Origin of the sequence: Methylobacterium persicinum, assembly GCF_022179525.1 — a bacterium.
In the GTDB taxonomy this organism is placed as follows: domain Bacteria; phylum Pseudomonadota; class Alphaproteobacteria; order Rhizobiales; family Beijerinckiaceae; genus Methylobacterium; species Methylobacterium persicinum.
In genome coordinates this window covers 67,813-92,407 of record NZ_BPQX01000063.1, presented here as the reverse complement: position 1 = coordinate 92,407, position 24,595 = coordinate 67,813, and the positions used below count along the sequence as shown (strand labels likewise).

Genomic DNA, 24,595 nt, shown 5'->3' with positions numbered 1-24,595 from the left:
GTCCTGTCGAAGGTTTCCCGCTCCCCTATGACGAGGAGAGTCTGTCTCTTCGGCTACAACCTTAAAGGGTTAGCAATACCGGAGGCTTAACGAGGCGTTCTGTGAAGTCCGGAGCCCGACCGTGAGCGCCCCCTCCGCCGTTCCTTCCGTCATCCGCCTGCTCCCGGCCGGAATCCGGACGGCGCGGCTGCGGCGGATCCTCGACGCGGCGGTGCATCTGGCCGGCTTCTCCGAGCCCCGGACGGACCGGCTCCCCGCCGCCCTGACCGTGCGCCTCGGGGCGCCGGGGGAGGCGGTGACCGTCACCGACCGGCGCGAGGGGGAGGCACGGACCTACCGCTTCGAGGCCGAGGCGGCCGACCTCGCCGAGCGCATCGCGGCGGTGGCGGGGGGCCGGGGCGGGCAGCGGGCGAAGGTGATCCTCGACCCGTCCGCCTGCTTCATCCGCAGCCTCGACCTGCCGAGCGCCGCGCTGCCGCGGATGCGCGACCTCCTGGCGGAGGAACTGGAGGCGGCCACGCCCTTCCGCACAGCCGCCGTCTACAGCGACTGGTTCGTGGAGGGCGAGCACGTCGCCTCGCGCACCCTGCGGGTTCGGCATGTGGTGGTGAAGAAGGCGCGGCTCGATCCGCTCCTCGATGCCCTGGCCGCGGCCGGACTGCCCGCCGGGCCCGTCGCCGTCGGCCGGGCCGAGGACCAGACCCTGCCCGTCGATCTCCTGAGCCACGGGCACCGGGCGCTTCCGGCCCTGTTCGGGGGCGAGCGGAGGGGCGATCTCGCCCTGTGGATCGGGGCGGCCCTGCTCCTGGCAGGGGCGGTGTGGGGCTGGCGGGCGCACCAGGATGCGACCCTGGCCGCCCTGGACGACGCCTTCGCCGCTGCCCGGCATTCGGCCGCGACGGTGCCGCCGCCGGTCCAGGCGGGTCTCGCGGCCATCCTGGCCAGCCGCGCTCCGCCCCTGGCGGGGACATGGGACGCCCTTGCGGCGGCGTTGCCGGACGGAGCTTCCGCCACCGCCCTCCACCTCGACGGGACGGGGATGCGTCTCGTCCTCTCCGTCCGGGATGAGGCGGGGACGCTAGCCGCCCTCGGCCGGCTGCCCGGTTTCGGGCTGCCGGTCCTGCAGGGCGCGGAGAACGAGGCCGGGGGAAACCGCCGCCTCACCCTGAACCTGCCCCGGGCGGTGGAGGACCGTCGGCCGTGATCGGATTCGCGCACATCGCCATCCGGCCCATGCTCGCCCGCCTGGTCGCCCTCGGCCTGCTGGGGGCCGTGGGCGCCGGCCCGGTTTTCTCCGGCCTCGATGCCGACAGCGAGATCGAGGCAGCCCGGGCGCGTCTCGACCGGGCGCGGGAGCAGGCGGCCCGCCAACCTGGGGTCCCGCCCCTGACCGCCGCCGACGGGGACGCCCTCCTGGCTGCCTTCCGCGCCCGCCTCGAGGCCCTCGCGGGGACCGGGGCGGTGGTGATCGACGGGACCCTCATCGAACCCGATCCGGCCCGGCCGGCCCTGCCGCGCCTGCGCGCGACCCTGCGCGGCACCGCCGAGGGTCTGCATGGGCTGGCCCACGCCGTAGAGACCGGTTCGCCCCTCATGGCCGTGGAGGAGGCCGACCTCACCGTGGAGCGTCCGGCCGATGCGGAGATCGGGCGCCCGACGCTCATGCGCCTCGCCTTCGCCGCCAGGGGAGTGGTGACGGGCAAACCGGCCCAGCCGAGGAGGGCGCCATGAGAGCCCCGACGACGGTCCTGGCCGCGACCGGCTGGCCCGCCCGCCTCGCCTTCGCCGTCGCCGGTCTCGCGGCCACGGCCGTGCAGGTCCTGCCCGTCGATATCGGCGCCGCGCCGAAACCGCAGGCGGCGCCCCCCGTGGCCGCGCCCGAGGGATCGGCCGTGAGGCGCCCCCTGTTCGACCCGGACCGCCGGCCCTGGACGGCCCAGGGCAGCCGCGACCTCATCCTGCGGCCCGATCCCCCCGCGCCGGTGCTGGTGCTCCGGGGCATCCGCCTCGATGGGGGTCAGGCCCTGACCGTCATCGACGACGGCAGCGGCGACCTCGCGTGGCTCACCCGCGGGGAGGGGCGGGGCGACTGGCGGATCGCCGCCATCGGCCCCGACCGGGTGACGGTCTCGCAGCGGGGCCGCTCCTTCGAGGCGGCGTTCCTCGGCCAGCCCGCCATCCTGCGCCCGGTCCCCTTCGCGGACGCCCCCCCGGCCCTGCGGCGGTAGCTGAAGGTGAGGGGGGCCGGACGGCGATCGATCGGATCGGGCCAGCCCGTCCACCCTTCCGTGTCCCCACCCCCGATGCCGTCATTGCGAGCGGATCCGAAGCCATCCAGGGCGCGACTTGTCCGGACGAGGCGGCGCCGACTGGATTGCTTCGCTGTGCTCGCAATGACGGCGGTTGGGTGGGAGCGCGGCGGGGCGAATGGCTCGGATAGAAGCGACCGCACGGAGTCCGTCTTATAGAAGACGCCCTGGGGTCTGAGCTCACTCGGCTTGGCCTTGTGGGTGGCTGCTTTCGACCCGATCCGGTCGCCCCGAGGGCGGCCAGAGCATCCCACAAGCGGCCATTTGTCGGCTGCCTAGCTTGTCACGCGCTAGGTAGTGAGCGGACAGAGAATTGGAGAGCAGGAAACGGGAAGCGCACCACCGGGACGAGATCGTAGCACGAGGCGAACCCGCGAAAGGTCCGCCATGCCGCCTCCCGTGAACCGCACGATGTCCGCGTCCGAATGGGCGATGCTGCTCTGCCTCTCGGTACTCTGGGGAGGATCGTTCTTCTTCACACGTGTGGCGCTCTCGGCCCTGCCGCCATTCACCCTCGTTCTCCTGCGGGTCGGGCTCGCTGCTCTGATCCTGAACGCTGTCATGCCTCTCCTGGGCCTGAGGATGCCGCGCACGGTTCGGGTATGGGCCGCCTTCTTCGGCATGGGCCTCCTCAACAACGCCATTCCCTTCTGCCTCATCGTGTGGGGCCAAACCCACATCGCGTCAGGGCTTGCCGCCATCCTGAATGCGACCACACCGCTCTTCACGGTCGTCGCTGCCCACGTCTTCACGTCCGACGAGAGAATGACCGGCAACCGGCTCGTGGGCGTGCTCATAGGGCTTGTCGGCGTCGCCGTGATGGTCGGACCCGCCGTTCTGGCGGGGCTCGGGACCGACCTCTTGGCACAGGTGGCCGTGCTCGGCGCGGCCCTGTCCTATGCCTTCGCCGGTATCTTCGGGCGGCGCTTCCGGCGAATGGGCGTTCCGCCGCTCGCAACGGCGACAGGACAGGTGACGGCCTCTGCGTTCATGCTTCTGCCCTTCGTCCTCGTCGCGGACCGCCCTTGGACCTTGCCGCTACCGAGCGCATCGGTGTGGGGCGCAGTCGTCGGTATTGCGGTCCTGTCTACGGCGCTCGCCTATGTGCTGTACTTTCGTATCCTGGCGACTGCTGGAGCGACGAACCTTCTGCTTGTCACCTTCCTAATCCCGGTGTCGGCCATCCTGCTGGGCGCATTGGTGCTGGGAGAGCGCCTTGCTCCGCAACACTTTATCGGCATGGCGCTGATTGGGTGCGGGCTTGCCGCCATTGACGGTCGCGTCTGGGCTTTCAGCCAGCAAAGACGGCGCATTCCGCCTGAGATGTATCAACGGCGGGACATCTAAGCGGAAGGATGACGCTTTGCCGTCTGGAGGGTGTGTAAGCGCGGGCATCGTGTCCGCTTCGATGCACCCTCGCCCAGAAACGGACCAGCCGAATTCCACCCCAAGCAGCCCTTCAAACGATCACGCTGATCGCGTTCAGACCCTAATCCATCATCCGCCGCAGGAGCCCCTCGGGGCCCGGCAGGGGCATGGCCATCGGCGGGGGCGGGGGAACCGGGCGGACCGGCATCATCGCCTTGAACTGCTGCCGGAAGTCGTCGGCGATCCGGTCGGCCTCGACCGTGCCGCGGATGACCTTCGGGCGGATGAAGACGATGAGTTCCGTGCGCACCCGCTGGTCGTCGCGGTTGCGGAAGGCGGGGCCGATGAGCGGCAGGTCGCCCAGGATCGGCAGGCTCTCGTTCGAGAGCTGCGACTTCTCCTGCACGAGGCCCCCCAGCGCCAGGGTGTGCCCGTCGTTCACCGCCACGCTCGTCGCCACCCGCCGCTGGCGGATCGTCGGCGAGTTGATGGTCGAGGTGGTGGTCGGCACCACGTCGCTGACCTCCTGGTTGATGTCGAGCACCACGAGGCCGTTCTTGTTCACCCGCGGCGTCACCGACAGGATAACGCCCGTGTCCTTCAGCTCGATCTGGTTGAGGATCGGCGCCCCGGCCGCCAGGGCGCTCTGGCCGCTCTGCTTCACGATCGGCACCTGATCGCCGATCTGCAGCTTGGCCGTGCGGTTGTCGAGGACGGTGATGTTGGGCGAGGACAGGACGTGGACCCGGGTGATGCCCTGGAGGGCGTTCAGCACCACGTTGAAGTTCGTCGCGCTCATCAGGTAGTTGAAGCCAGGCACGCCCCGGGTGGCGGCGCTGATCATGGCCGCAGTCCCGCTCACGGCGGTGCCGGTGCCGGTGACGGGCACCGCCCCGGCGGCGGTGTTCGCGGTGGCGCTCGTGGACAGGTTCAGTCGGTCCCCCCGGTTCTGCAGGAACCACTGCACGCCGAACTGCAGCTGGTCGTTGAGCGTCACCTCGGCGATGACGGTCTCCAGGAGCACCTGGGTCGGCATCGCGTCGAGGCGCCCGAGGATGCGCAGGATCTTGTCGTACTGGTTGCGGGTGGCCGAAACGACGAGGCTGTTGTTGACCTCGTCGGCGACGATGCCGATGAAATCCCGGCGCTGGTTCGCGCCGTAGCCCGAGCCGTAACTTCCCTCGGTCCCGTACCCTCCGGGCAGGCCGCCCCCGCCGCCGTAGCCCCCGCCGTAGCCGGCGCCCAGGACCGGTGCCCCCAGCCCGGCAGTCCCGCCGGATCCCGCTCCCATTCCACTTGAGCCCGCGCCAAGCCCGGCGCCCGCGGCTCCTCCGCCGAGGGGGCCCGTGGAGGAGAGGCTTCCCGCCCCGCCCGGCTGGCCGGACCCAAGCCCCGACGCATCGCCCCCGAACCCGGATGAGCCGAAGCCCGCCCCCGTCCCGAAGCCCGATCCCAGGCCGGAGGAATCCGGGCCGGTTCCGAATCCGGCGCCCAGGCCGGCGCCTTGAGCCCCCCCAAAGCCGGCGCCTTGAGCTCCTCCAAAGCCGGCGCCTTGCGCCCCGCCGAAGCCGGCGGAGGAGGAGACGTTCACGTTGATGCCGGTCTCGGCGGCCACGACGCCCTGGAGCACGGCGGCCAGCTCCTTCGCCGAGCGGTTCTGGATCCGGTAGACGAAGAGTTGCCGCTCCCGGTCGGCGGCGAGGGTTTCCAGCTCCGCGAGCCAGACCCGTGCCCGGTCGAGGTAGACGGCCCGGGAGGTGACCACGAGCACCGCGCTCAGGGCCTCGTTCGGCACGAAGCGGATGACGTCCCCGGTCCCGGCCGTCTCGCCCCCGAAGATCTGCGTGAGGTCCCGGGCGATGGCCCGGGGATTCGAACTGCGCACCGGCAGCATCGCCGTCGACATGCCGCGCATCCAGTCGACGTCGAACACCTCGATGGTCTGGCGCAGGGTGCGGATCTGGCCGGCATCGCCGTTGAGGATGAGCACGTTACGTGCCCGGTCGGCCCGCAGCACCACGTCCCGGGGGGCGACTGCCGCGAGGATCGCCTGCATCTCCGCCGCCGAGATCCAGCGCAGGGGCACCACCACCGCGCCCGCCTCGGCCCCGGCGCCGCGCACGGGCTGCAGGGTGGTCCCCCCCGCCGGCAGGATCTGCGCCGTCCGGCCCCGCCGCCGCAGGACGAGGCCCCGGCTGGAGAGGGCCGCCTCGAACATCGCGAGGAGAGTCCCCCGGGCCACCGGGCCGCCCGTCTGCAAGGTGAGCGTGCCGCCGGCCGCGGCATCCAGGGTGTAGCCCCAGCCCATCGTGTCGGCGAGCACGGCCTTCGCGGCGACGGGGAGGGGGACGTCCACGAGGTTGAGGCTCACGGTCCCGCCGGGGAGGGCCTCCTGCGAGGCCGCCTCGCTTCCCGTGAGCCGGTCGTTGCCCCGGACGACGACGCCCGCGCCGCCCCGCAATCCCGTGCCGTCCTGAGAGGCGCCCAGCGGGGGGTCGCCAAGGGGTTCGGCCGCCGTCGCGACAGAGGCCGCGGCGCACAGGAATGCCGCGCCGATGGACTGTGCGCGACCCTTCATTCGACCGACGGTCCCCGTTCCGGCTGTATCGCCCGGGGCTACGTCTAAGAGATCGTGGTTAATAAAACCTTTAAACACAATCTATGCGTGTATACTTGAGCTGAAACCGAGCACGGAACTAAAGATGAAGTGCAATTTCCGGTGATGTCAGCGTGGTGTCAGCCGGTATTTGACGTCGTTGCTCTCATGGATGGTACAAGCATCCGTCCGTTCGACCATCGCCGGCCAAGGGACGATCGGACGCTCACCGTTCCTTCCAGGCCTTCGCGATCTGATCGGTGAGCGGCTTGGTGAGATAGGAGAGGACGGAGCGTTCGCCGATCTGCATGTAGGCCTCCACCGGCATGCCGGGGACGAGGCGCAGGGCGCCCAGCACCTCCTTGGCGGTGGCGTTCAGGCGGATGCGGGCGGTGTAGTAGGTCAGGCCGGTCTTGGGGTCCTGGGTGACGTCGGCGGAGACGCGGACCACGTCGCCCTCCACCTCGGGCGTGGTGCGCAGGTTGAAGGCGGAGAAGCGCAGCATCGCCGGCTGGCCGAGGCGGACGTTGTCGATGTCCTGGGGCTGCACCCGCACCTCGACGAGGAGCTGATCCGCCTCCGGGACGATGAGCATGGCTGGTTCGTTGGGGGTGACGAGGCCCCCCACCGTGTGGACGGTGAGCTGGTGGACGACGCCGTCCTGGGGCGCGCGCAGGTCGATGCGCATCAGCTGGTCCTCCGCCGCCACGCGCTTCTCGACGAGTTCCCCCCACTTGCCGCGGATCTCGGCGAGGTCCTTGCCGACCTCCAGGCGCATGTCCTTGTCGATCTGGATGATCTGCAGCTCGGTCTCGGCGATCTTGCCCTTGGACGAGGCGGTGGTGGCGATCAATTGCCCGCGCTCGCCTTCCAGCCGCGCCGCGTCGCGTTCCAGCCCGGTCACCCGCGACAGCGGCACGAGGTTCTTGGCGTAGAGGTCGCGCACGCCCACGAGTTCCTGCTGGATCAGGGCGATCTCGCGGTTCTTGGCGTCGGTCTGCTCCCCGAGACCCCGGATCTCCTCGCGGAGCTGGGCGATGCGCTCGGTGAGCTGAGCCTTCTGCCCCTCCCGGGCGGAGACCCGGGACTGGAACAGCCGCGCCTCGCTCTCCATCAGGTGGGCGACGGCCGGGCTCGTCCCGGCCCGGGCGGCAAGGTCGGCGGGGAAGGTGATCGCCCCGGCGCCGTCGCGCTCGGCCTCGTCCCGGGCGCGGCGGGCGGAGAGTTCGTCCAGGGCGCTCAGGACGATGTCGAGGTTGGTGCGGATCTGGGTGCCGTCGAGGCGGACGAGCACGTCGCCGGCCTGGACCCGGCTGCCCTCGTGGACCCGGATTTCGCCGATCACGCCCCCGGTCTGGTGCTGCACCTTCTTCACGTCCGACTCGACCACGAGCTGGCCGGGGGCGATCACCGCCGCCGAGATCCGGGTGAAGGCGGCCCAGCCGCCGATGCCCGGCAGCAGGAGCAGGCCGAGGCCCAGGGCGACGCCGAGATGGGTCCGGATGGAGGGGATGGCGACGGGGGCCGGGGGCGCCAGGGGGACGCCGAGGGAGCCGATGGCGGGGATGGCGGCCTGGGGCATCACGCGCTCTCACGCAGGGTGGGGACGGCCGGGGGCTGGCCGGGAACAGGGCCGCGCAGGACGTGCTTAAGGACCTCGTCCTTCGGGCCGAAGGACTGGACCCGACCGTCCGCCAGGACCAGCACGAGGTCGAGGGCGGCGAGGGCGCTCGGGCGGTGGGCGATCACCACGCAGATGCCGCCCCGGCGGCGCACGCCGGCGATCGCCTCGGTCAGGGCCGCCTCGCCCTCGGCGTCGAGGTTGGAGTTGGGCTCGTCGAGGACCACGAGGAACGGGTCGCCGTACAGGGCGCGGGCGAGCCCGACGCGCTGGCGCTGGCCGGCGGACAGGCCGCTGCCGTTCTCGCCGATGCGCGTGTCGTACCCCTCCGGCAGCCGCAGGATCATCTCGTGTACCCGGGCCGCCGTGGCGGCGGCGATGACCCGGCCGGGATCCGCCCCATCCTCGAACCGGGCGATGTTCTCGGCCACCGTGCCGGGGAACAGCTCGACCTCCTGCGGCAGGAAGCCGAGATGGGGCCCCAGCGCCTCGCTCGACCATTGGTCGAGGGCCGCCCCGTCCAGGCGGACCTGCCCGCGCAGGGGCGTCCAGATGCCGACCAGCGCCCGGGCCAGGGAGGACTTGCCCGACGCGCTGGGGCCGATCACCCCCAGGCCCTGGCCGGCGGTGAGGCCGAAGCTCGCATCCTGCACCACGATCCTCCGGGCGCCGGGCGGGCCGACGGTGATCGCCTCCACCGTCAGGGTGCGGACGGGGGCGGGGAGGGGGTGCGGCTGGGGCGCCTCGGGCAGGCGGGCGAACAATTCGGAGAGGCGGTGCCAGCTCTGGCGGGCCGCCGCGAAGCTCTTCCAGTGGGCGATGGCGAGCTCGGCCGGGGCGAGGGCCCGGGAGACCAGGATCGAGGACGCGATGATGATGCCGCCCGTGGCCTCGTTGTGGATCACCAGCCACGCCCCCAGGGCCAGCACCCCCGATTGCAGGGCGGTGCGGAACACCTTCGACAAAGCCCCGAACCCCCCCACCGCGTCGGAGGCGCGCTGCTGGGCGAGGGCGTAGTCATGGTTGACCAGGGCCCAGCGCAGGCCGAGCCGGCCCTGCATGCCCAGGGCCGCCAGGGCCTCGGCGTTGCGCCGGGAGACCTCCGCCAGGGCGCTGCGCTGCTGGGCGTGGACGGCGGTGAGGGTGGTGGGCCGGCGCGTTGCCCGGTCGTTGAGGAAAGTGACCGCCACCAGGACCAGCATGCCGCCGATGGCCGCGACGCCGATGAGCGGATGGAACAGGAAGCAGATGGCGAGATAGACCGGCATCCACGGCAGGTCGAACAGGGCGGACGGGCCGCCCCCCGAGAGGAAGGCCCGCAGCTGGTCGAGGTCGCGCAGGGGCGTGCCCCCGTCGCCGCCGAGCCCCCCCTTCAGCGGGCCGCGGACCGTGGCGTCGAACACGCGTCCGCTCACCGATTCGTCGAGGGCCATGCCGATTCGCACCAGGACCCGGGCGCGAATCGCCTCCAGCAGGCCCTGGATGCCGTAGAGCATGACTGCCAGCACGCACAGGCCGACGAGGGTCGGCACCGACCGGCTCGGGATGACCCGGTCGTAGACTTCGAGCATGAAGAACGAACCGGTCAGGTAGAGCACGTTGACCAGCGCGCTCATGCAGGCCACGCCGACGAAGGCCATGCGGCAGCGCTCCAGGGCCGCGCCCAGCGTTGAGGGTCTGCCTGTCTTCATCATGACAACTCGCCGGCGCCGACGCGGTGGAACGAATACGGAGACACAACTTGGAAAATGTGTCTGATGCCGTGAATTCAACCAGTGAAAACAAGCATCGTCCGACCATGGTTGAGATAGGTTAATAACATTCTTCAGCTGTAGCCAAGCGATCCTGCCGCCCGGAGGCGGCGGCACACCCGCCAGGCGATCCGCGGGGCGGGAAAACACCTACGCAGAAATCCGCAATCGACTCGCCGGCCCGGAGAGGGGAAGGATTATTTCCAGGCTACGTCGCCGCCCGACGGCCACCCGGAGGGTACAAATCGGCGGATTATTGCAACGCAGCAAGGGCGTTGTCGGGGCACAGGCTTAAGCTTGCTGAACGGTCCAGTATTGAAGGATTATTGTCCTCAAAACCCAAGCCGCGCAAAGGGTTCCATCCTCAGGATGAAAAAATTAGGCAAAATGCCCCAAGTTGCAGCTTGAGTTGTGCAGCGCAATCTGCCATTGAAATCTTAATATCTCGTAAAATTTAGTGACCTTGATTGCGCCAGAGAGGGATGAGGCATGCGGCACCTGAATTTGCCCCTTGCCGGAGACCGGCTCAAACGAATCGCGGGCACCGCGTTGACGAATGAGAGGGTCGGCCAGACCCGAATCATCGATCAGGCCCTGAAGCGGGCCTTCGACGTCAGCGTCGCCCTGCTCTGCCTGTTCCTCCTCCTGCCGCTCTTCGCCCTGGTGGGCGTGGCGATCGCGGCCGTCGATGGCGGCTCGCCGTTCTACAGCCATCGCCGGCTCGGGCGGAACGGGAAGACCTTCGGCTGCCTCAAGTTCCGCTCCATGCGGCTCGATGGAGACGAGATCCTGCGGCGTCACCTTGCCGCGAATCCCGCCGCCCGCGAGGAGTGGGAGCAGACCCACAAGCTGAAGAACGATCCGCGGGTCACCCTCGTCGGCCACCTCCTGCGGAAATCCAGCCTCGACGAGCTCCCCCAGCTCATCAACATCGTCCGCGGCGAGATGAGCCTCGTCGGTCCCCGGCCGATCGTCCAGGCCGAGGTCGAGAAGTACGGCGACGCGGCCTCTGCGTATTTCGCGGTCCGTCCGGGCCTGACCGGCATGTGGCAGGTGAGCGGCCGGTCCGATACGAGCTATGCCGAGCGGGTCAGGCTCGATCGGCAGTATGTCGAATCGCGCAGCTTTGCCGGCGATATGGTCATCATCCTGCGGACGGTCCCGGCTGTCTTCCTGGTGAAGGGTTCTTACTGAACGGATATTAACTCTCCGTAATTTTGTGTGAACGAACTGTTGTGATCTATCCTTAGGATGCTGTAAGTCTGAAGGATCATGTCACGGCTGCGGCCGAACCGCAGCCGTGACGTCGCATTTCGATCGTATGCGCGCTTCCTCCGCCCGAAACCGGCGGCGCGGCGCGCTTTGTCCGAGAACCCGGTCCGGAGGACTTCATGCGCGTTGCGATCATCCACTACTGGCTGGTGGGGATGCGTGGCGGCGAAAAGGTTCTCGAAGCCCTCGGCCGCATGTATCCCGAGGCCGACATCTTCACCCATGTCGTGGTCCCGGAGATCCTGTCCGACGACCTGCGCCGGCATACGATCAAGACGTCGTTCATCGCCAAGCTTCCGCGCGCCGCGCGGATGTACAAGTCCTACCTGCCGCTCATGCCGCTGGCGCTGGAGCAGCTGGACCTGCGGGGCTACGACCTGATCATCAGCAGCGAATCCGGGCCGGCCAAGGGTATCGTGACGCCGGAGGGGGCGGTGCATGTCTGCTACTGCCATTCCCCGATGCGTTACATCTGGAACATGTACCACGACTACCGGGAGGGGGCGGGGCGCCTGACGCGGCTGTCGATGCCGCTGCTGACCCATTACCTGCGGATGTGGGACGAGAGTTCGGCCGCCCGGGTGGACCGGTTCGTCGCCAATTCCGGCACGGTGGCGGCCCGCATCCGCCGCTACTACCGCCGGGATGCGGGCATCGTGTTCCCGCCCGTCGACATCGACGCCTTCTCCCCGGTCGGGCCGGAGGAGGTGGGCGACTATTACCTGATGGTGGGCGAACTCGTCCGCTACAAGCGGCCGGACATTGCCGTGCGGGCCTTCAACGCCACGGGCCGCCGCCTCGTCGTGATCGGCGGTGGCGAGATGCTGTCCGAGCTGCGTGCCTTGGCGGGGCCGACCGTCGAGATCCTCGGCGCGCAGCCCTTTGCGCAGCTGCGCCACCACTACGCCAGGGCCCGGGGCCTCATCTTCCCCGGCGAAGAGGATTTCGGCATCGTCCCGGTGGAGGCGATGGCGAGCGGGCGGCCCGTCGTCGCCTATGGCCGGGGCGGCGCCACCGAGACGGTGGTGGACGGGCGCACGGGGGTCTTCTTCGACGAGCAGAGCCAGGATTCCCTGATCGATGCCATCGCACGCCTGGAGCGCATGGACATCGATTCCGCGGACATCGTCCTGCATGCGCGCCAGTTCAATCCCGCCCGGTTCGAGCGCCAGATGCGCGATGCCATCGCCGACGCCTGGGCGGCCTCCTACGGCCAGGAGCCGCCGGCTGCCGCCACGTCGGGCGAAGGCGGCAAGGTCCTCCTCAAGCGCAGGCGGCCGGCCTATGGGTGACCGCCGCGAGGGCAGGCGGGGTCGGTCGCGATGAAGGACCTCCAGGCCCCGGCGGGCGGCCAGTCGATGGGCCCGTCCACGAGCCAGTCGATCTGGACCGGTGAGCGGTCCGTGACGGACGCGAGCGCGACCGTGACGGACGTCCTGCGCCTGCTGCGGCGGAGAATCGTCTTCCTCGTAGTGTGGGTGATGGCCTTCGTCGCCTCCGCCGCCGTCTACACGAAGCTGCTGCACCCCGATTTCATCGCGTCCACGCAGATCCTTCTTCAGCCGCAGATGGTGGTCAACGACGGACCCGAGAACCTGCGGCACTTCTACCAACTCGTGATCGACAGCGATCAGTGCGAGACGGAATTGCGCATCCTGAGTTCGCAGCGCCTGCTCTATCAGGTGTTCAAGAACCAGAACCTCGCCGACGCGCCGGAGATCCGGTCGGGGTCCGACGGCCTGTGGGCCTTCCTCGGCGCCAGGATCGACCGCTTCCGGCAGATCCCGGCCGAGGACGCCCAATCTATCGAGGCGTTCAACGCCTTCCTCGGGCGCGTGAGGGCACGCCGGCTCGGCCTGTCCTACGTGATCGAGATCTCCTACCGGGCCCAGAGCGCCGAGCAGGCGAGCCGGATCGTCAACGCGATCGCGTCGACCTACGCGGCCTACCGGCTCCGCGGCGTCCTCGCCCGCGAGCAGCGGCGCGGCGTCTACCTGGAAAGCCGCCTGTCGAACCTGATGGGGCAGGTCATGGCCGCCGAGGCCGGGAGCCGCTTCGGCGTCATCCCCGAGGACGCCATGCCCGACGCGGACGTACGCCTCCTCGGGCCGGCCAGCCGGGCGGTCGGGGTCGCGTACCCGAAGATGGTTCCGCTCGTGATGATGATGGGCGGACTTGGCTTGGCGAGCGGATTACTGATCATCCTGCTATCGCGTGGGACGACAGTTCGGCATACGAATCGGATGGCTGCCACCGCAGCTTTCCAGAGGGCATGAGGATCGCATGAGGACGTGTCTTCGAGCGCTGCATCTGGCGGGGGCCGTCCTATTGGCCAGCGCCGGCGCGGTCTGGGCGGAGGACGCCTACCGGTTGGGACCGCTGGACCAGCTCCAGGTCAAGGTGTCGGATCTGCGCGCCGGGACGGGCGAAGCCTATCAATGGCAGGCCTTCAACGGCGAGTTCACCGTCGGCGCATCCGGCAGGGTCTCCCTTCCCGTGGTCGGCGAGATCGAGGCGAGCGGGCGCACGACGTCGGACATCGCCGCGGACATCGCCGACCGCCTGAAGACCAAGGCCGGGCTCGCCACCAAGCCCGATGCCTCGGTGCAGATCATCAAGTTCCGCCCCTTCTACGTGACGGGCAGCGTCGAGAAGCCGGGCGGATACGAGTACCGGCCGAACCTCACCGTCCTTCAGGGCGTCAGCCTCGCGGGGGGCATCCAGCGGGTGCCCACCGACGTCCTGCTGCAATTCGTGCGTGATGCCGTCCAGTCGCGGGGGGAGATCAAGCAGCTCGCCGCGACCCGTCTCGCCCTGATCGCGAAGCAGGTCCGGCTCGACGCCGAGATCAAGGATGCGCCCCTCACCTTCCCGCCTGAGCTGGAATCCCGCTCCAAGGATCCGGAAGTCGCGCGCATTATGCGCGAGGAGCGCATGGCCCTCGACACCCGCCGGGCGTCGCTGACCGCGCAGATCGCCAATCTCAAGCAGACCAAGGACTTCCTGACGGAGCAGATCGCCTCGCTCTCGTCAAAGGACTCCACGACCGCCGACCAGCTGGAGATCATGAAGACCGAGCTGGCCCGCGTGACCGGCCTCGTCAACAGGGGCCTGTCGGCGATGCCGCGGCAGGTGGAGACGTCGCAGACCATTGCAACCCTCGAATCGAACCGTCTCGACACGCAGATCGCCGTGATCCGCGCCCGGCAGGACATCTCGAAGGCCGACCGCGACATCCTGGACGTGAAGGACCAGCGCCGCAACACGGCCCTCCAGGAGCTGGCCGAGACCCGCATCAGGCTGAACGAGACGACGGCGAAGCTGGAAGCCGCCCGGAACCTCCTCTACCAGGCGGAGATCCGTTCCCCGGCGACGGTCGTCGCCAACGCGGAGGCTTATTCCAAGCCGGAATACACGATCCTCCGCCGCCGCGACGGCAAGTCGGAGCAGATCTCGGCGGACGAGAACGACCTTCTCCAGCCCGGCGACGTCGTCCGCGTCCAGCCTCACCTCACGGACGCGGCCAAGGGTTCGGTTCCGGGGATGAGCGCCGAGACCGCGCGCACCCTGGGTGGCCCCGTGAACGACTTCTGAGGCGGCGGTGAGCTGGCCCGCCGCCGTCCTGTGGGTCCTGATGATCGCCGCGGTGCTCTCGCGCGGTCCCAGCCTTCTCTATCTGCTGATGATCACCGGGGCCTTCGGCAGCCTGCAGATGCTGCCGTTCAGCGGCGGCGTGAACCTGCTGCCCCAATCGGCCTGCGCCGCCCTGTTCGTGTGCAAAGCGCTGGTCCAGCGGGGCAACATCACCCGGGGGATCGAATCCGCCCTCGATCCCCAGCGGATGATCCTGTTCACGACCTTCATCGGCTATGGGGTCTTCGGGGCAGTGATCCTGCCGCGGGCCTTCCTCGGCCTCCTGGAGGTCGTGCCGATCTCGGCGCCCATCTCCGGAACCGACATCCTGCGGCCGAGCTCGGGCAACTACACGCAATCCTGCTACCTCATGCTGTCCTACGGGACGGCCCTGACCTTCTCCATCATCGGCCAATCGGCCTCCCTGAGGCGGCACTACCGCCTCGCCCTGGTCTGGGCGGCCTACGTCCTGTTCCTCACGGGCGTCGTCGACCTCATCACCTACTCGCTCCACATCGGCTCGGTCCTCGAGCCCTTCCGCACGGCGACCTACTCCTTCCTGGTCGATGTGGAGGCCGAGGGCGCCAAGCGCGTGGTCGGCCTGATGCCGGAGGCGTCGACCTTCGGGACGGCCTGCGCGGGCCTGATGGCGTCCCTCATCTATCTCAGGCCCCTCTACGAGAAGGGCGCCGAGCAGACCTCCGTCCTGGTCGCCATCGCGCTGCTCGGGCTGATGACCATCCTCTCCACGTCGGCCACCGGCTTGGTGGGCCTCGGCGTGCTGGGCCTCGTCTACGGGGCGGACCTCGTCTACCGCATCTTCGATACGTACAATCCGCGCCGTGCCGGGCTCAACTTCGAGCTCGCCGTCCTCTTCCTGGCACTCTTCGCGGTCTTCGCGGGGATCGTCATGAAGCCGAATCTCCTCGATCCGGTCTACTCGGTGATCGACGGTCTCCTCTACGAGAAGACGAAGTCGGCCTCCTATGCCGAGCGCAGCATGTGGACCCGGATCGGCTGGCACGCCTTCCTCGATACGGGCGGCATGGGGGCCGGCCTTGGCTCCATCCGCGTGTCGAACTGGGCGGTGTCGATCCTGGGGAGCACCGGCGTGTTCGGGGCACTCATGATGTTCGGCTTCATCGCCCAGCAACTCCTGACGATGCCCCGGGAGGCTCCGAAGGACGTGGCGGTGTTCTCCACGGCGCTGAAGCTCAGCCTGCTGCCCACCCTCTCGATGTATCTCGTCGTCTCCACCATTCCCGATATCGGCGTCGGCGCTGCCTCGGTCCTCGGCCTGATCGCCGCGTCGCATACGCCCGCCCCGCGTCCCGTGCCCGGACCCTCTCCGTCTTCTCCGGTTCCGGTGGGCGGGCGGGCATGAACAGTGTGGAGTTCGTCCCTTTGAAGAAGGCCGCCGAGGATCCGACGAGCCGGATCGCCCGCCCCGTCGAACGCCAGGACCGTTCCCCGACGGGCGCGGCCTTCGCGATCAACGGGCGGTTCTACGGCCAGCCCGTGACTGGCGTGCAGCGCTATGCCCGCGAGATCGTCTCGGAGATGGACAGCTTGCTGGGCGAGGGGGCAGGGCGGGGGACCCTGGTCCTGCCGCCGGGGGCGGAAGGACCGGGCCTTGCCGCCATCGCGCCGCTGGCCACGGGGGGCGCCTCCGGGCATGCCTGGGAGCAGACGATCCTGCCGTTTCGCGCCAAGCCGCCCCTGCTCAACCTGTGCAACACGGGCCCCGTCGCCGTCCGGCGGCAGATCGTGTGCATGCACGACACCAACGTCTTCGACGAGCCCGACAGCTACAGTCTCGCCTTCCGCCTCGTCTACCGTCTCCTGCTGCCGGGCCTCGCCCGCCGGGCGGCGGTGATCACCTCGGTGTCGCAGACGTCGGCGCAGCGCCTCTCCCACCACCTCGGGATCCCCGCCGGGACGATCACGGTCGTGCCCAACGGGCACGAGCACACCTCCCGGTGGAACGGGGCCGCCTCCGACCTCGGCCAGCGCCTCCGGGACATCCGCCCCTTCCTGCTGCTCCTCGGCAGCCAGGCCAAGCACAAGAACGCGGCCTTCATCCTGAAGCAGGCCCCGGCCCTCGACGCGATGGGCCTCGACCTCGTCGTGGCGGGCGGATCCGCTCAGATCTTCGCGCAGATGCAGGCGGTTGAGGCCACGAACATCCACCGTCTCGGCTACGTCTCGGACGACGATCTGGCCTGGCTCTACGCGCACGCCCTGTGCCTCGCCTTTCCGTCCCTTTCGGAAGGGTTCGGCATCCCCATCGTGGAAGCGATGGCGCTCGGGTGCCCGGTCGTCTCCTCGGATCGCTCCTGCATGCCGGAGATCTGCGGCGATGCCGCCCTGCTGGCGGATCCGGAGGAGAGTGAGGCGTGGCTCGCCTGTTTCCGCAGGCTCGCCGCCTCGCCCTCGCTGCAGGACGACCTGCGCGGCCGGGGCCGCGAGCGGGTCGGGCACTTCTCCTGGCGTGCTTCGGCCCGGACCTATCTCGATCTGCTCAATCGACTGTAAGGCCTTCGCGGATACTCATGAACGTCGTTTCGGATCGGCTTCGCCGCGGATGAGGATGGATTTGGACAGAACCGATTGCGCGGGCCCGCAACACGGACGATGCGGAGGCGGACGATGACGATCACACAAGCCCGTCGCGAGCCAGGGGCGAACGGCGCCCGCGTCTGCGTGGGCATCGCGACGAAGGGCCGGCCCGACCAGGTCGCGGCGATGCTTTCCAACCTCGCCGGCCAGAGTCTCAAGCCGCACGCGATCGTGGTCTGTTGCACGGAGCCGCGGGATGTCGGCGCCATCGCTTCGGATCCGGACGTTACCGTGATCTACCGGGAGCCCGGCCTGCCGCGCCAGCGCAACGGGATCCTGGACGTCGTGCCCGACGACATCGACTGGCTCGTCTTCTTCGACGACGACTTCTACCCGGACCCCCGCTGGCTCGAGACGGTCTCTGATACCTTCCTGTCCGATCCCAAGATCGCGTGCATCACCGGCTGCGTGATCGCGGACGGCATCATGGGGCCGGGCCTCACCCGGGAGGAGGCCCTCGCCCGCATCGCCGCGCACGACCCGTCCCGCAGCGATTGGGTCGTCGAGGACGAGAGCCCCTACGGCTGCAACATGGCCTTCCGGCGGACGGCCATCGAGGGGCTTCGCTTCGACGAGAGGCTCGTCCTCTACGGGTGGTTGGAGGACAGGGATTTCGGCGGTGCGCTGGCGAAACGCGGGGGCCGGCGGATCAAGATCGGCAAGGCCTACGGCGTCCATCTCGGTACCAAGGGCGGAAGGGTGTCGGGCCTCAAGTTCGGCTATTCTCAGATCATGAACCCCATCTATCTGAGCCGGAAGCGGACCATGACGACGCGGGAAGCCCTCAGGCAGATCAGCCGCAACGTCATGGCCAACATCGCCAAGTCGGCCCGGCCGGAACCCTATGTGGACCGGCGCGGCCGGCTCCGCGGCAACCTGATCGCCGCCCTCGACCTCGTGCGCTTGCGCCTGACCCCGGAACGGGCTGCCTCCCTATGACCTACACCAGCCCCATCGTCCGTGCGGACGAGCCCCATCCGGATGCGCTTCCGGGCCTCGAGCATATCGATATGCGCTTTGCCGAGGACGATCCCGGGGCCACCTGGATCGGAGACCTGGTCGCCGCGGTCCGGCGGCAGGGCCTCCTGCTGATCCTGTGGCTCCTGTTCTGCTTCGCGGCCAGCCTCGCCTACACCCTGATGGCGCAGCCCGAATACGTCTCCTCGGCGCAGATCGCCCTGGAGCCGAGGGTGCGCCTTCCCCCCGGCGCCGACGCGGCGACGGCGGCCTCGGCGGTCGCCCCGATCCTCGACAGCGCGCAGGCCGAGAGCCAGCTTCAGATCGTGCGCTCGGTGCGCAACCTGAGCTACGTGTTCGACACCCTGAACCTCAATGCCGACCCGGCCTTCGCGCCCAAGCCCCCGGGGTTCGTCAGCCGGATCGTCGGCGGCGTCATGGGTCTGCTGACGTTCTCGCGTGGCGGGACATCCACCCCGGAACAGGCGGCCGCCCAGGCCCGCGAGATCGCGTTCCAGAACTTCTCCGACCGGGTCCAGGTCCGGCGGCTCGGCCAATCCTACGTGATCGAGGTGTCGTTCCGCGGCCTCAACCCCGACGCGACCGCCCGCCTCACCAACTCGATCGCCGCCGCCTACATCCGCGACCAAGTGCTCGTCCACGGCGTCTCGGAGCAGCGCGGGACCGAGTTCCTCCAGGGCCGGATCACCCTGATCCAGGCCGAGAAGAAGGCGGCCGACGAGGCCGTCGCGAGCGGCGTCATCACCGACTTCCAGTTCCCCGACTCCGATGCCCGCATCGTCGGCGCGGCGCTCCGGCCCTTGGCCGCCGCCTACCCGCAGACGAAGCTCAACCTCCTGTTCGGGATCCTGTTCGGCTTCGTCACCGGCGTCGCCTTCATCGCGATCATGAACAATTTCGACCGGACGGTGCGCTCGCCGGCTCAGATCCGGCGCGTCCTGGGGATCGATTGCCTTGTGTTCGTCCCGCGCCTGCGGCCGGGGCGGCTGTCGGATACCACCGCCCTGGACCAGCCCGGATCGGACTTCGCCCGGTCCCTGCGCCTCCTGCGCACCGTCCTCTTCGCGGCGCGGACGAAGGCCAACCAGGTCTCGATCGGCTTCGTGTCGTGCCGGGAGGGCGACGGTTGCAGCGCGCTCACCGCGAACCTCTCCGGCTTGCTCGCGGCCTCGAACAGCCGGGTGGTGCTCGTCGATGCCAACCTGCACAAGCCCGACCTGACCCGGCGCTTCGCCCCCAACAGCGAGGCCGGTCTCGACAACTTCATCCACTCGTCGCCGGGGAGCATCGACCTCCCCGAGGTGAGGCTCACGACCTCCCTCGGCTTCGTGCCCGCGGTGGCGTCGGACCAGATGGCCGATCCCAACGCCTTCCTCGGGACCCACGCGATGCGCGCGGCCCTGACCCAGTACAACGGGGCGCGGGACCTCATCCTCGACCTGCCTCCCCTGGAAGCGTCGTCGGATGCGCAGGCGATCGCCGGCATGCTCTCGGGCATCGTGCTCGTCGCGGCCCTCAACCGGACCAAGCTCGATCAGCTCGCGGAAGCTGTCCGCGCCCTGCGCTCGGCCAATGGCCGGGTCCTCGGGATCGTGCTCAACGACCCCCTTCCCCGCAGGAACCGCCGCCTGGTCCGCGGGACCATCTCGGCCGAGGGCCACGCCTGACCGATCAGGAGGGGGGGCACCCCTCCGACGCAGGCGGCGGCGCGCTGGCCGGTCGCGCTGCCTGGAGCATTTTCCGCCGAAGTGGAAGCCGGTTCGGCGTTAGAAAATGCGGCAAAAACAATGGTCTAGAGCGTTTTCTGTGATCCAAGGATTACAGAAAACGCTCTACCGTCCGACCAGATCGTGGCTGAGTTCGACGTGCTGGCGGATGAAGGATTGCGCGCCGATCCCCGCCTCCACCATGTGCCGCTGCGCCCGGACGGCCCGCTGGCGCGCGGCCTCCGGGTCACCGGCGATCTCCCGCAGGGCATCCCGCAGGGCATCGGGATCGCCCGGCGGGACGTAGCGCACCGCATCCGTGCCGAAATAGCCTTCGAGGCCCCCGGTGGCGGTCGCGATGACCGGAACGCCGGCCAGGACAGCCTCCTGGATCACGGTGATGCCGCTGGCATGCCCGTTCGGCTTCAGGGGGACGCAGACCACGCTGGCCTGCGCGAACTGGGCGAAGAGCTCGCCGTTCGTCCGGGCCTGCTTGATCTCCAGGTTGGGCCGGCCCTGCGTCAGGGAGCGGGGGGCGGTCCCCGACAGGATGACTGCTTCCGCGTCGTCGACCCCGTCGAGGGCCGATGCGAGGCATGTCCAATCCCGGTGGCGATCGTTGCCGATGGACAGGATGCGGAAGGGCTTGCCGGCCCGTGGGACGGGCTCCGTCATCTCCTCGGACGGGATGCCGAAGGGAACCAGGACGATCCGCTTGCCCGGGAACAGCGCCTTCGCCACCGCGAAGTTCTCGGACGAGTGGACCGTCAGGACATCGACGTGGCGGATCAGCCGGCGATACAGGAGCTTGTGGAGCGGCGTGAGCTTGTTCCACAGATCGAAGAGCCAGACGCTCTGGCCGAGAAGCTTCGGCCGCCGTTTGGACAGGGCGAGGATCGCGGCCACGGCGAGGTACTGCGATTCGGTATGGGTCCAGACGACGTCCGCCTCGCCCATCGCCCGGCGCTGCCGGAAGGCATGGATCGCATCGAACCCCGTCAGGACGCGCAGGCCGAGTCGCACGACCTTCACCGGAAGCGCCTCGGGCGTCGTCCGGGAAAACACGACCCTGCACCCCATGGTCGTCGCGCGGCCATAGCCGTAGGGGGTCTCGTCGTTGATGCCCACCAGGGTCCGGGCGAGCCAAGCCTCGCGCCACGCGACGGCGTCCTTGTCCGCAGCCAGATGCACGAAGACATTCAGCGGCCGCGAGGTCTCAGCCCCCTTGGTCGTCCCCTTGGCCGTCGGCGCGGTCGTGTCCGTTCCTGAAGAATTCGCAATCACAGGCAGTTTCCAGTAGGCAACAGGCCGATCCGTGGATGGCACCGATTGGACAAGCTTTGCGAGTTGGATCGGTTCACGCAGGACGTAGACTTGAAATTTTCAGGATCTGTGCCAGCGCGATGATCTCTAAATGATACCATCTCGATGAGATGGAACGAACCTGCTTTCGAGCAAATTACTACCGAAAAAGGGCAAGAGGCGATACCCAGGGCGATGCCCTTTATCAGCCGACTGAAGAAGGTGTGGTTCGTGGATGGCGGACCGGGTGATGCGTCTCACCCCTCCGATCGGTTTCACTTCATGGAAACAAGGCTCCCTGACGTCCGATCCAGGGGGCCTTCGAACGGGCGTGGAAGGAATTTTAGGGTGGCGGATCGCTTCACGATGGTGTGGCCGACCCTACCTACGCCGTCTGCGCGTGCGATGTGCGCCCGGGGTTTCGGGCCGCTTGGCCCGGCCCGTCTCGGTCGGTGAGAGCCAGGGATAGTAATGATCATCGGATCACTCCGAACGCTGACGGCTGCGCTCTGCGCCACGTCACTCCTCTGCTGCGCCGCGAAGGCCGCGTCCCCCCAGGGGGAAACCGGCCCCGCCGTGGCCCGGCCGGGTCCCGCCGACGGCAGTGCCCATGTGGCGGAGGCGACAGCGGGCAAGACAAGCCCCTCCGGCTTCATCACCGACTCGATGAAGCTCGTGTTCGACGAGAATTTCGACGGCGACAGCCTCGACCTCACCAAATGGTACCCCGGGCCGAAGCCCGATGGCGGGCAGTGGGGCGGCGCCCACTTCGTGACCTCGCACGAGACCGGTTTCACGAGCGTCTACATCGTGAAGGATGGGATGCTGACGCTCCGGGCCCACCATGATCCGAATTACAAGGATCCCGAGAACTGGGGTCGGACATGGTACAGCGGTGAGGTCAGCACCGCCTTCCCGCGCAAGCCGTCTCCCACCGCGATCCGGAAGGGTTACATCGAAACCCGCGCCAAATTTCCCAAGAACAAGGGATCGTGGCCCGCCTTCTGGATGCTGGGCAACGACACTGAGCCGACCAAGGCGACCGATCCCGGGGGAATCGAGATCGATGCCCTCGAATTCTATGGCGATTCGGTGGGATTCTTCAGTTCTGGCGCTATCTACTGGCCGGGGAAGACAGGCAACGAGGCCGAGAAGGGCCAGTTGTTGTGGACGAATACGAAGGAAGACCTGACGGCCGATTTCCACGTGTACGGCGTGCAGATCACGGACACCGAGGTCATCATCTATTTCGACCGCAAGGAGGTTCAGCGCCTCAAGCTGCCGCGGGCGAAGACCGCGGGGAAATTCTTCGTTCTGCTCGACAATGCCATCCACACCGACAGCGGGGTCGACGTACCGCCGTCCGGCTACGCCGATGCCGTCTTCGATTACGTGCGGGTGTGGGAAGACCCGCACTGAGCGCGGGCTGCGGACGGAAAAGCCTCGTCAGACATGGGGGCCCGGTGCCGCCGTCGGGGTGGGCGGGTCCGGCCGTCTACGCTGTCGAGACGGCTGGACGGCCCCCCGGCCCCATCCTATCGAAATGAATGCGAGTATTTTCATTCGCCTGCGTATCCGGAGCGGCTTCTGTAATCCTTGGATCACAGAGCCCGCTCCGGACCATTGATTGTGCCGCATTTTCTAAAGCCGAACCGGCGTCGACTTCGGCGGAAAATGCTCTGAGGGAAAAGAGCCGGCTGTGAAGCAAGACCGCATGCCAAAACTGGCTTATATCATCCTGGCGCATTCGGACGCCCCACACTTCGAGCGGTTGATCCGGCGGTTGAACGATCCGCGCGTCGCGTTCTTCGTCCATATCGATGCGAAAGCCGACCTCGCACCCTTTCAGAAGGCGGCAAGCGGGTTCCCGAACGTGGTGTTCGTGAACGATCGCGTCCGCGTCATGTGGGCTGCCTTTTCCCAGGTCGAGTCGACCTTGCGCGCCTTCCGAACGGCCCTCGCCCACACCGACGGGTCCTGCAGCCACTTCGTCGTCCTGTCGGGGGCGGATTATCCCATCGCCACCAACGACGAGATCCTCGAACGCTTCGCGGCCCATCCCCGGCACGAGTTCATCCGCCGGTTCGATCTGCTCAGCTGCGGCGACCATCGCCAGCGGCAGCGGGTCCTCGGGTGGCATTTCCGCGAGCTGGCCGACCGCTTCACATGGCAGCGCAAGCCGCTCTTCGTGTTCGAAACCCTCCTGAGGTTCCTGCCGAAGCGCGTCCCGAAGAATCTGGTCTTCGCATCGGGATCCAACTGGATCGCCCTCACGAGGGATTGTGCAAAGTATTGTGTCGATTATTCAGAGCGTCACCCGGAGCTGGCGAAGCTGATGCGCACGTCTTTTGCAACGGATGAAATCTATTTCCATACCATCGTGCACAACTCCAAATTCGCGGAACAGGCCGGTCCGCTGGAGCCGTATCTCGACGTGACGGAACTGGGCGGTCCGTGGAAGTACGGGAACGTGCACTTCCTGAACCCCATTAAGACCATCGAGGGGGCACAGGAGGCCGAGACCATCCTGCGGGACTACCCCACCATGCTGTTCGCCCGGAAGTTTTCCAGCACCCTGTCCCGGGATGCCCTCGCGCGGATCGACGACCACCTCGATGGCCGGAGTGCCGCCCGGTAGCAGCGGCTCGACGGCGCGGGTCAGAGTCCGATTCGGCCGAGGCCGGGGAGTTTCAGGGCGGGCCGGCGCAGGTCGAACCCGGCCACCGCGCCGAGGAGGTTCACCTCGAACCCCTCGAACCAGCCCAGGGTCACGCCGAGATAGCCGCCGAGGTTGATCCGAAGCCCCGTGCCGGACGGGGTGAGGCCGAACCAGCGCCCGTCATAGGGGAAGTCCTTGCCGATGGCGGTGGCCGGGAGGCTCGCCCGCATCTCGGGCACGGCGCCCATCACCGTCGCCACGAAGGTGTTGGAGTTCGGCCCGGGCCAGAGGCGGTAATCGCCGATCCGGGCATAGCGGTAGCCGGCGATGGCTGCGCGGATCCGCGGCAGCATGGAGGCGGCCTCCTCGCCATCGGCGGCGAAGACCACCTCCGGCACGCTGCCGAACCAGCGCCCATCCGGCACGAAGCGATCGACCCAGATCGGCCTGCCCCAGGCAGTGTAATCGAAGCGCTGGTAGGCGGGGGCGCCGCGGTCCTTCACGACGATCCAGCTATGGGTCGCGACGATGCCCCGCCAGCTCACGGTCCGGGCTGAGAAGACGCGCACCACCGCCTCCGGCTTCTGCCGCGCGGGGGGCAGCAGGCCGGCGCTCGACCGGTCGGCCGAACGCCAGTCGCGGATGTCGCCGAGGAGGTAGTAGCGCGCTGCCGACACGGCGATCGGCGCGAGGAACACGACGACGAGAACGAGGAGGGTGGCGCGAAGCAAGGGACGCTCATCCGGCGGGGGTGAGCCTGAAGTATGGACGCGGCCCGCGC

Annotated in this window: 19 protein-coding genes; 14 read left to right on the top strand and 5 right to left on the bottom strand. The window is 68.5% G+C overall.

Going from position 1 to position 24,595, the window contains the following annotated elements:
- The first annotated feature begins 121 nt into the window (after window positions 1-121).
- The 4 genes from MFF22_RS22790 to MFF22_RS22775 all read left to right on the top strand — a co-directional run bounded on the left by MFF22_RS22790 (window position 122) and on the right by MFF22_RS22775 (window position 3,656).
- On the top strand, window positions 122-1,204 hold the full coding sequence (locus MFF22_RS22790) for a hypothetical protein (RefSeq protein ID WP_238252938.1): 1,083 nt from the start codon (window positions 122-124) through the stop codon (window positions 1,202-1,204).
- A complete protein-coding gene (locus tag MFF22_RS22785) occupies window positions 1,201-1,731 on the top strand; it encodes a type II secretion system protein M (protein WP_238252937.1) in 531 nt (176 codons plus the stop codon). Before MFF22_RS22790 ends, MFF22_RS22785 begins: the two co-directional genes overlap by 4 nt.
- Window positions 1,728-2,228, top strand: coding sequence for a hypothetical protein (locus MFF22_RS22780; RefSeq protein ID WP_238252936.1), 501 nt, complete (start codon window positions 1,728-1,730; stop codon window positions 2,226-2,228). The genes MFF22_RS22785 and MFF22_RS22780 overlap by 4 nt, the downstream gene beginning before the upstream one ends.
- Before the next feature lie 468 nt (window positions 2,229-2,696).
- Window positions 2,697-3,656: a DMT family transporter gene (locus MFF22_RS22775; RefSeq protein ID WP_238252935.1), complete on the top strand. Its 960-nt coding sequence runs from the start codon at window positions 2,697-2,699 to the stop codon at window positions 3,654-3,656.
- A gap of 142 nt (window positions 3,657-3,798) precedes the next feature.
- Here the strand turns inward: MFF22_RS22775 and gspD are convergent, their stop codons facing one another.
- The 3 genes from gspD to MFF22_RS22760 form a co-directional block, all read right to left on the bottom strand.
- Window positions 3,799-6,255, bottom strand: a complete 2,457-nt coding sequence (gene gspD, locus MFF22_RS22770; RefSeq protein ID WP_238252934.1) for a type II secretion system secretin GspD — start codon at window positions 6,253-6,255, stop codon at window positions 3,799-3,801.
- Window positions 6,256-6,499: 244 nt separating this feature from the next.
- Window positions 6,500-7,855, bottom strand: a complete 1,356-nt coding sequence (locus tag MFF22_RS22765; RefSeq protein ID WP_238252933.1) for an HlyD family type I secretion periplasmic adaptor subunit — start codon at window positions 7,853-7,855, stop codon at window positions 6,500-6,502.
- A complete protein-coding gene (locus tag MFF22_RS22760) occupies window positions 7,855-9,585 on the bottom strand; it encodes a type I secretion system permease/ATPase (RefSeq protein ID WP_370877605.1) in 1,731 nt (576 codons plus the stop codon). The genes MFF22_RS22765 and MFF22_RS22760 overlap by 1 nt, the downstream gene beginning before the upstream one ends.
- 549 nt (window positions 9,586-10,134) lie before the next feature.
- On the opposite strand from MFF22_RS22760, the gene MFF22_RS22755 reads away from it, so the two are divergent.
- The 8 genes from MFF22_RS22755 (at window position 10,135) to MFF22_RS22720 (ending at window position 19,814) form a co-directional block, all read left to right on the top strand.
- Window positions 10,135-10,839, top strand: a complete 705-nt coding sequence (locus MFF22_RS22755) for a sugar transferase (protein ID WP_238252931.1) — start codon at window positions 10,135-10,137, stop codon at window positions 10,837-10,839.
- 197 nt (window positions 10,840-11,036) lie between these two features.
- A complete protein-coding gene (locus MFF22_RS22750; protein ID WP_238252929.1) occupies window positions 11,037-12,209 on the top strand; it encodes a glycosyltransferase in 1,173 nt (390 codons plus the stop codon).
- Window positions 12,210-12,239: 30 nt separating this feature from the next.
- The gene (locus MFF22_RS22745) at window positions 12,240-13,193 is read left to right on the top strand and encodes a Wzz/FepE/Etk N-terminal domain-containing protein (protein ID WP_238252927.1); all 954 of its coding nucleotides are present in this window, start codon (window positions 12,240-12,242) and stop codon (window positions 13,191-13,193) included.
- A gap of 7 nt (window positions 13,194-13,200) precedes the next feature.
- The gene (locus tag MFF22_RS22740) at window positions 13,201-14,511 is read left to right on the top strand and encodes a polysaccharide biosynthesis/export family protein (RefSeq protein WP_238252925.1); all 1,311 of its coding nucleotides are present in this window, start codon (window positions 13,201-13,203) and stop codon (window positions 14,509-14,511) included.
- A 7-nt stretch (window positions 14,512-14,518) separates the two neighbouring features.
- Window positions 14,519-15,934 (top strand): hypothetical protein, encoded by a 1,416-nt coding sequence (locus MFF22_RS22735; RefSeq protein WP_238252923.1) that lies wholly within the window; start codon window positions 14,519-14,521, stop codon window positions 15,932-15,934.
- Window positions 15,931-17,085 carry a glycosyltransferase family 4 protein gene (locus tag MFF22_RS22730; protein ID WP_238252921.1) on the top strand — a complete coding sequence of 385 codons (1,155 nt, stop codon included), beginning with the start codon at window positions 15,931-15,933 and terminating at the stop codon, window positions 17,083-17,085. Before MFF22_RS22735 ends, MFF22_RS22730 begins: the two co-directional genes overlap by 4 nt.
- Before the next feature lie 114 nt (window positions 17,086-17,199).
- Window positions 17,200-18,108 (top strand): glycosyltransferase family 2 protein, encoded by a 909-nt coding sequence (locus MFF22_RS22725; protein ID WP_238252920.1) that lies wholly within the window; start codon window positions 17,200-17,202, stop codon window positions 18,106-18,108.
- Window positions 18,105-19,814, top strand: a complete 1,710-nt coding sequence (locus MFF22_RS22720) for a tyrosine-protein kinase domain-containing protein (RefSeq protein WP_238252919.1) — start codon at window positions 18,105-18,107, stop codon at window positions 19,812-19,814. The genes MFF22_RS22725 and MFF22_RS22720 overlap by 4 nt, the downstream gene beginning before the upstream one ends.
- 165 nt (window positions 19,815-19,979) lie before the next feature.
- Here MFF22_RS22720 and MFF22_RS22715 read toward each other — a convergent pair whose 3' ends face one another.
- Entirely contained in the window at window positions 19,980-21,044 is a 1,065-nt protein-coding gene (locus MFF22_RS22715) for a glycosyltransferase family 4 protein (RefSeq protein WP_238252918.1), read from the bottom strand.
- 582 nt (window positions 21,045-21,626) lie between these two features.
- Between MFF22_RS22715 and MFF22_RS22710 the strand changes: the two genes are divergently transcribed.
- Window positions 21,627-22,574: a glycoside hydrolase family 16 protein gene (locus MFF22_RS22710; protein ID WP_238252917.1), complete on the top strand. Its 948-nt coding sequence runs from the start codon at window positions 21,627-21,629 to the stop codon at window positions 22,572-22,574.
- A 295-nt stretch (window positions 22,575-22,869) separates the two neighbouring features.
- Window positions 22,870-23,793, top strand: a complete 924-nt coding sequence (locus tag MFF22_RS22705; protein ID WP_238252916.1) for a beta-1,6-N-acetylglucosaminyltransferase — start codon at window positions 22,870-22,872, stop codon at window positions 23,791-23,793.
- A gap of 20 nt (window positions 23,794-23,813) precedes the next feature.
- Here the strand turns inward: MFF22_RS22705 and MFF22_RS22700 are convergent, their stop codons facing one another.
- On the bottom strand, window positions 23,814-24,545 hold the full coding sequence (locus tag MFF22_RS22700) for a DUF3750 domain-containing protein (protein WP_238252915.1): 732 nt from the start codon (window positions 24,543-24,545) through the stop codon (window positions 23,814-23,816).
- Between the last annotated feature and the right edge of the window lie 50 nt (window positions 24,546-24,595).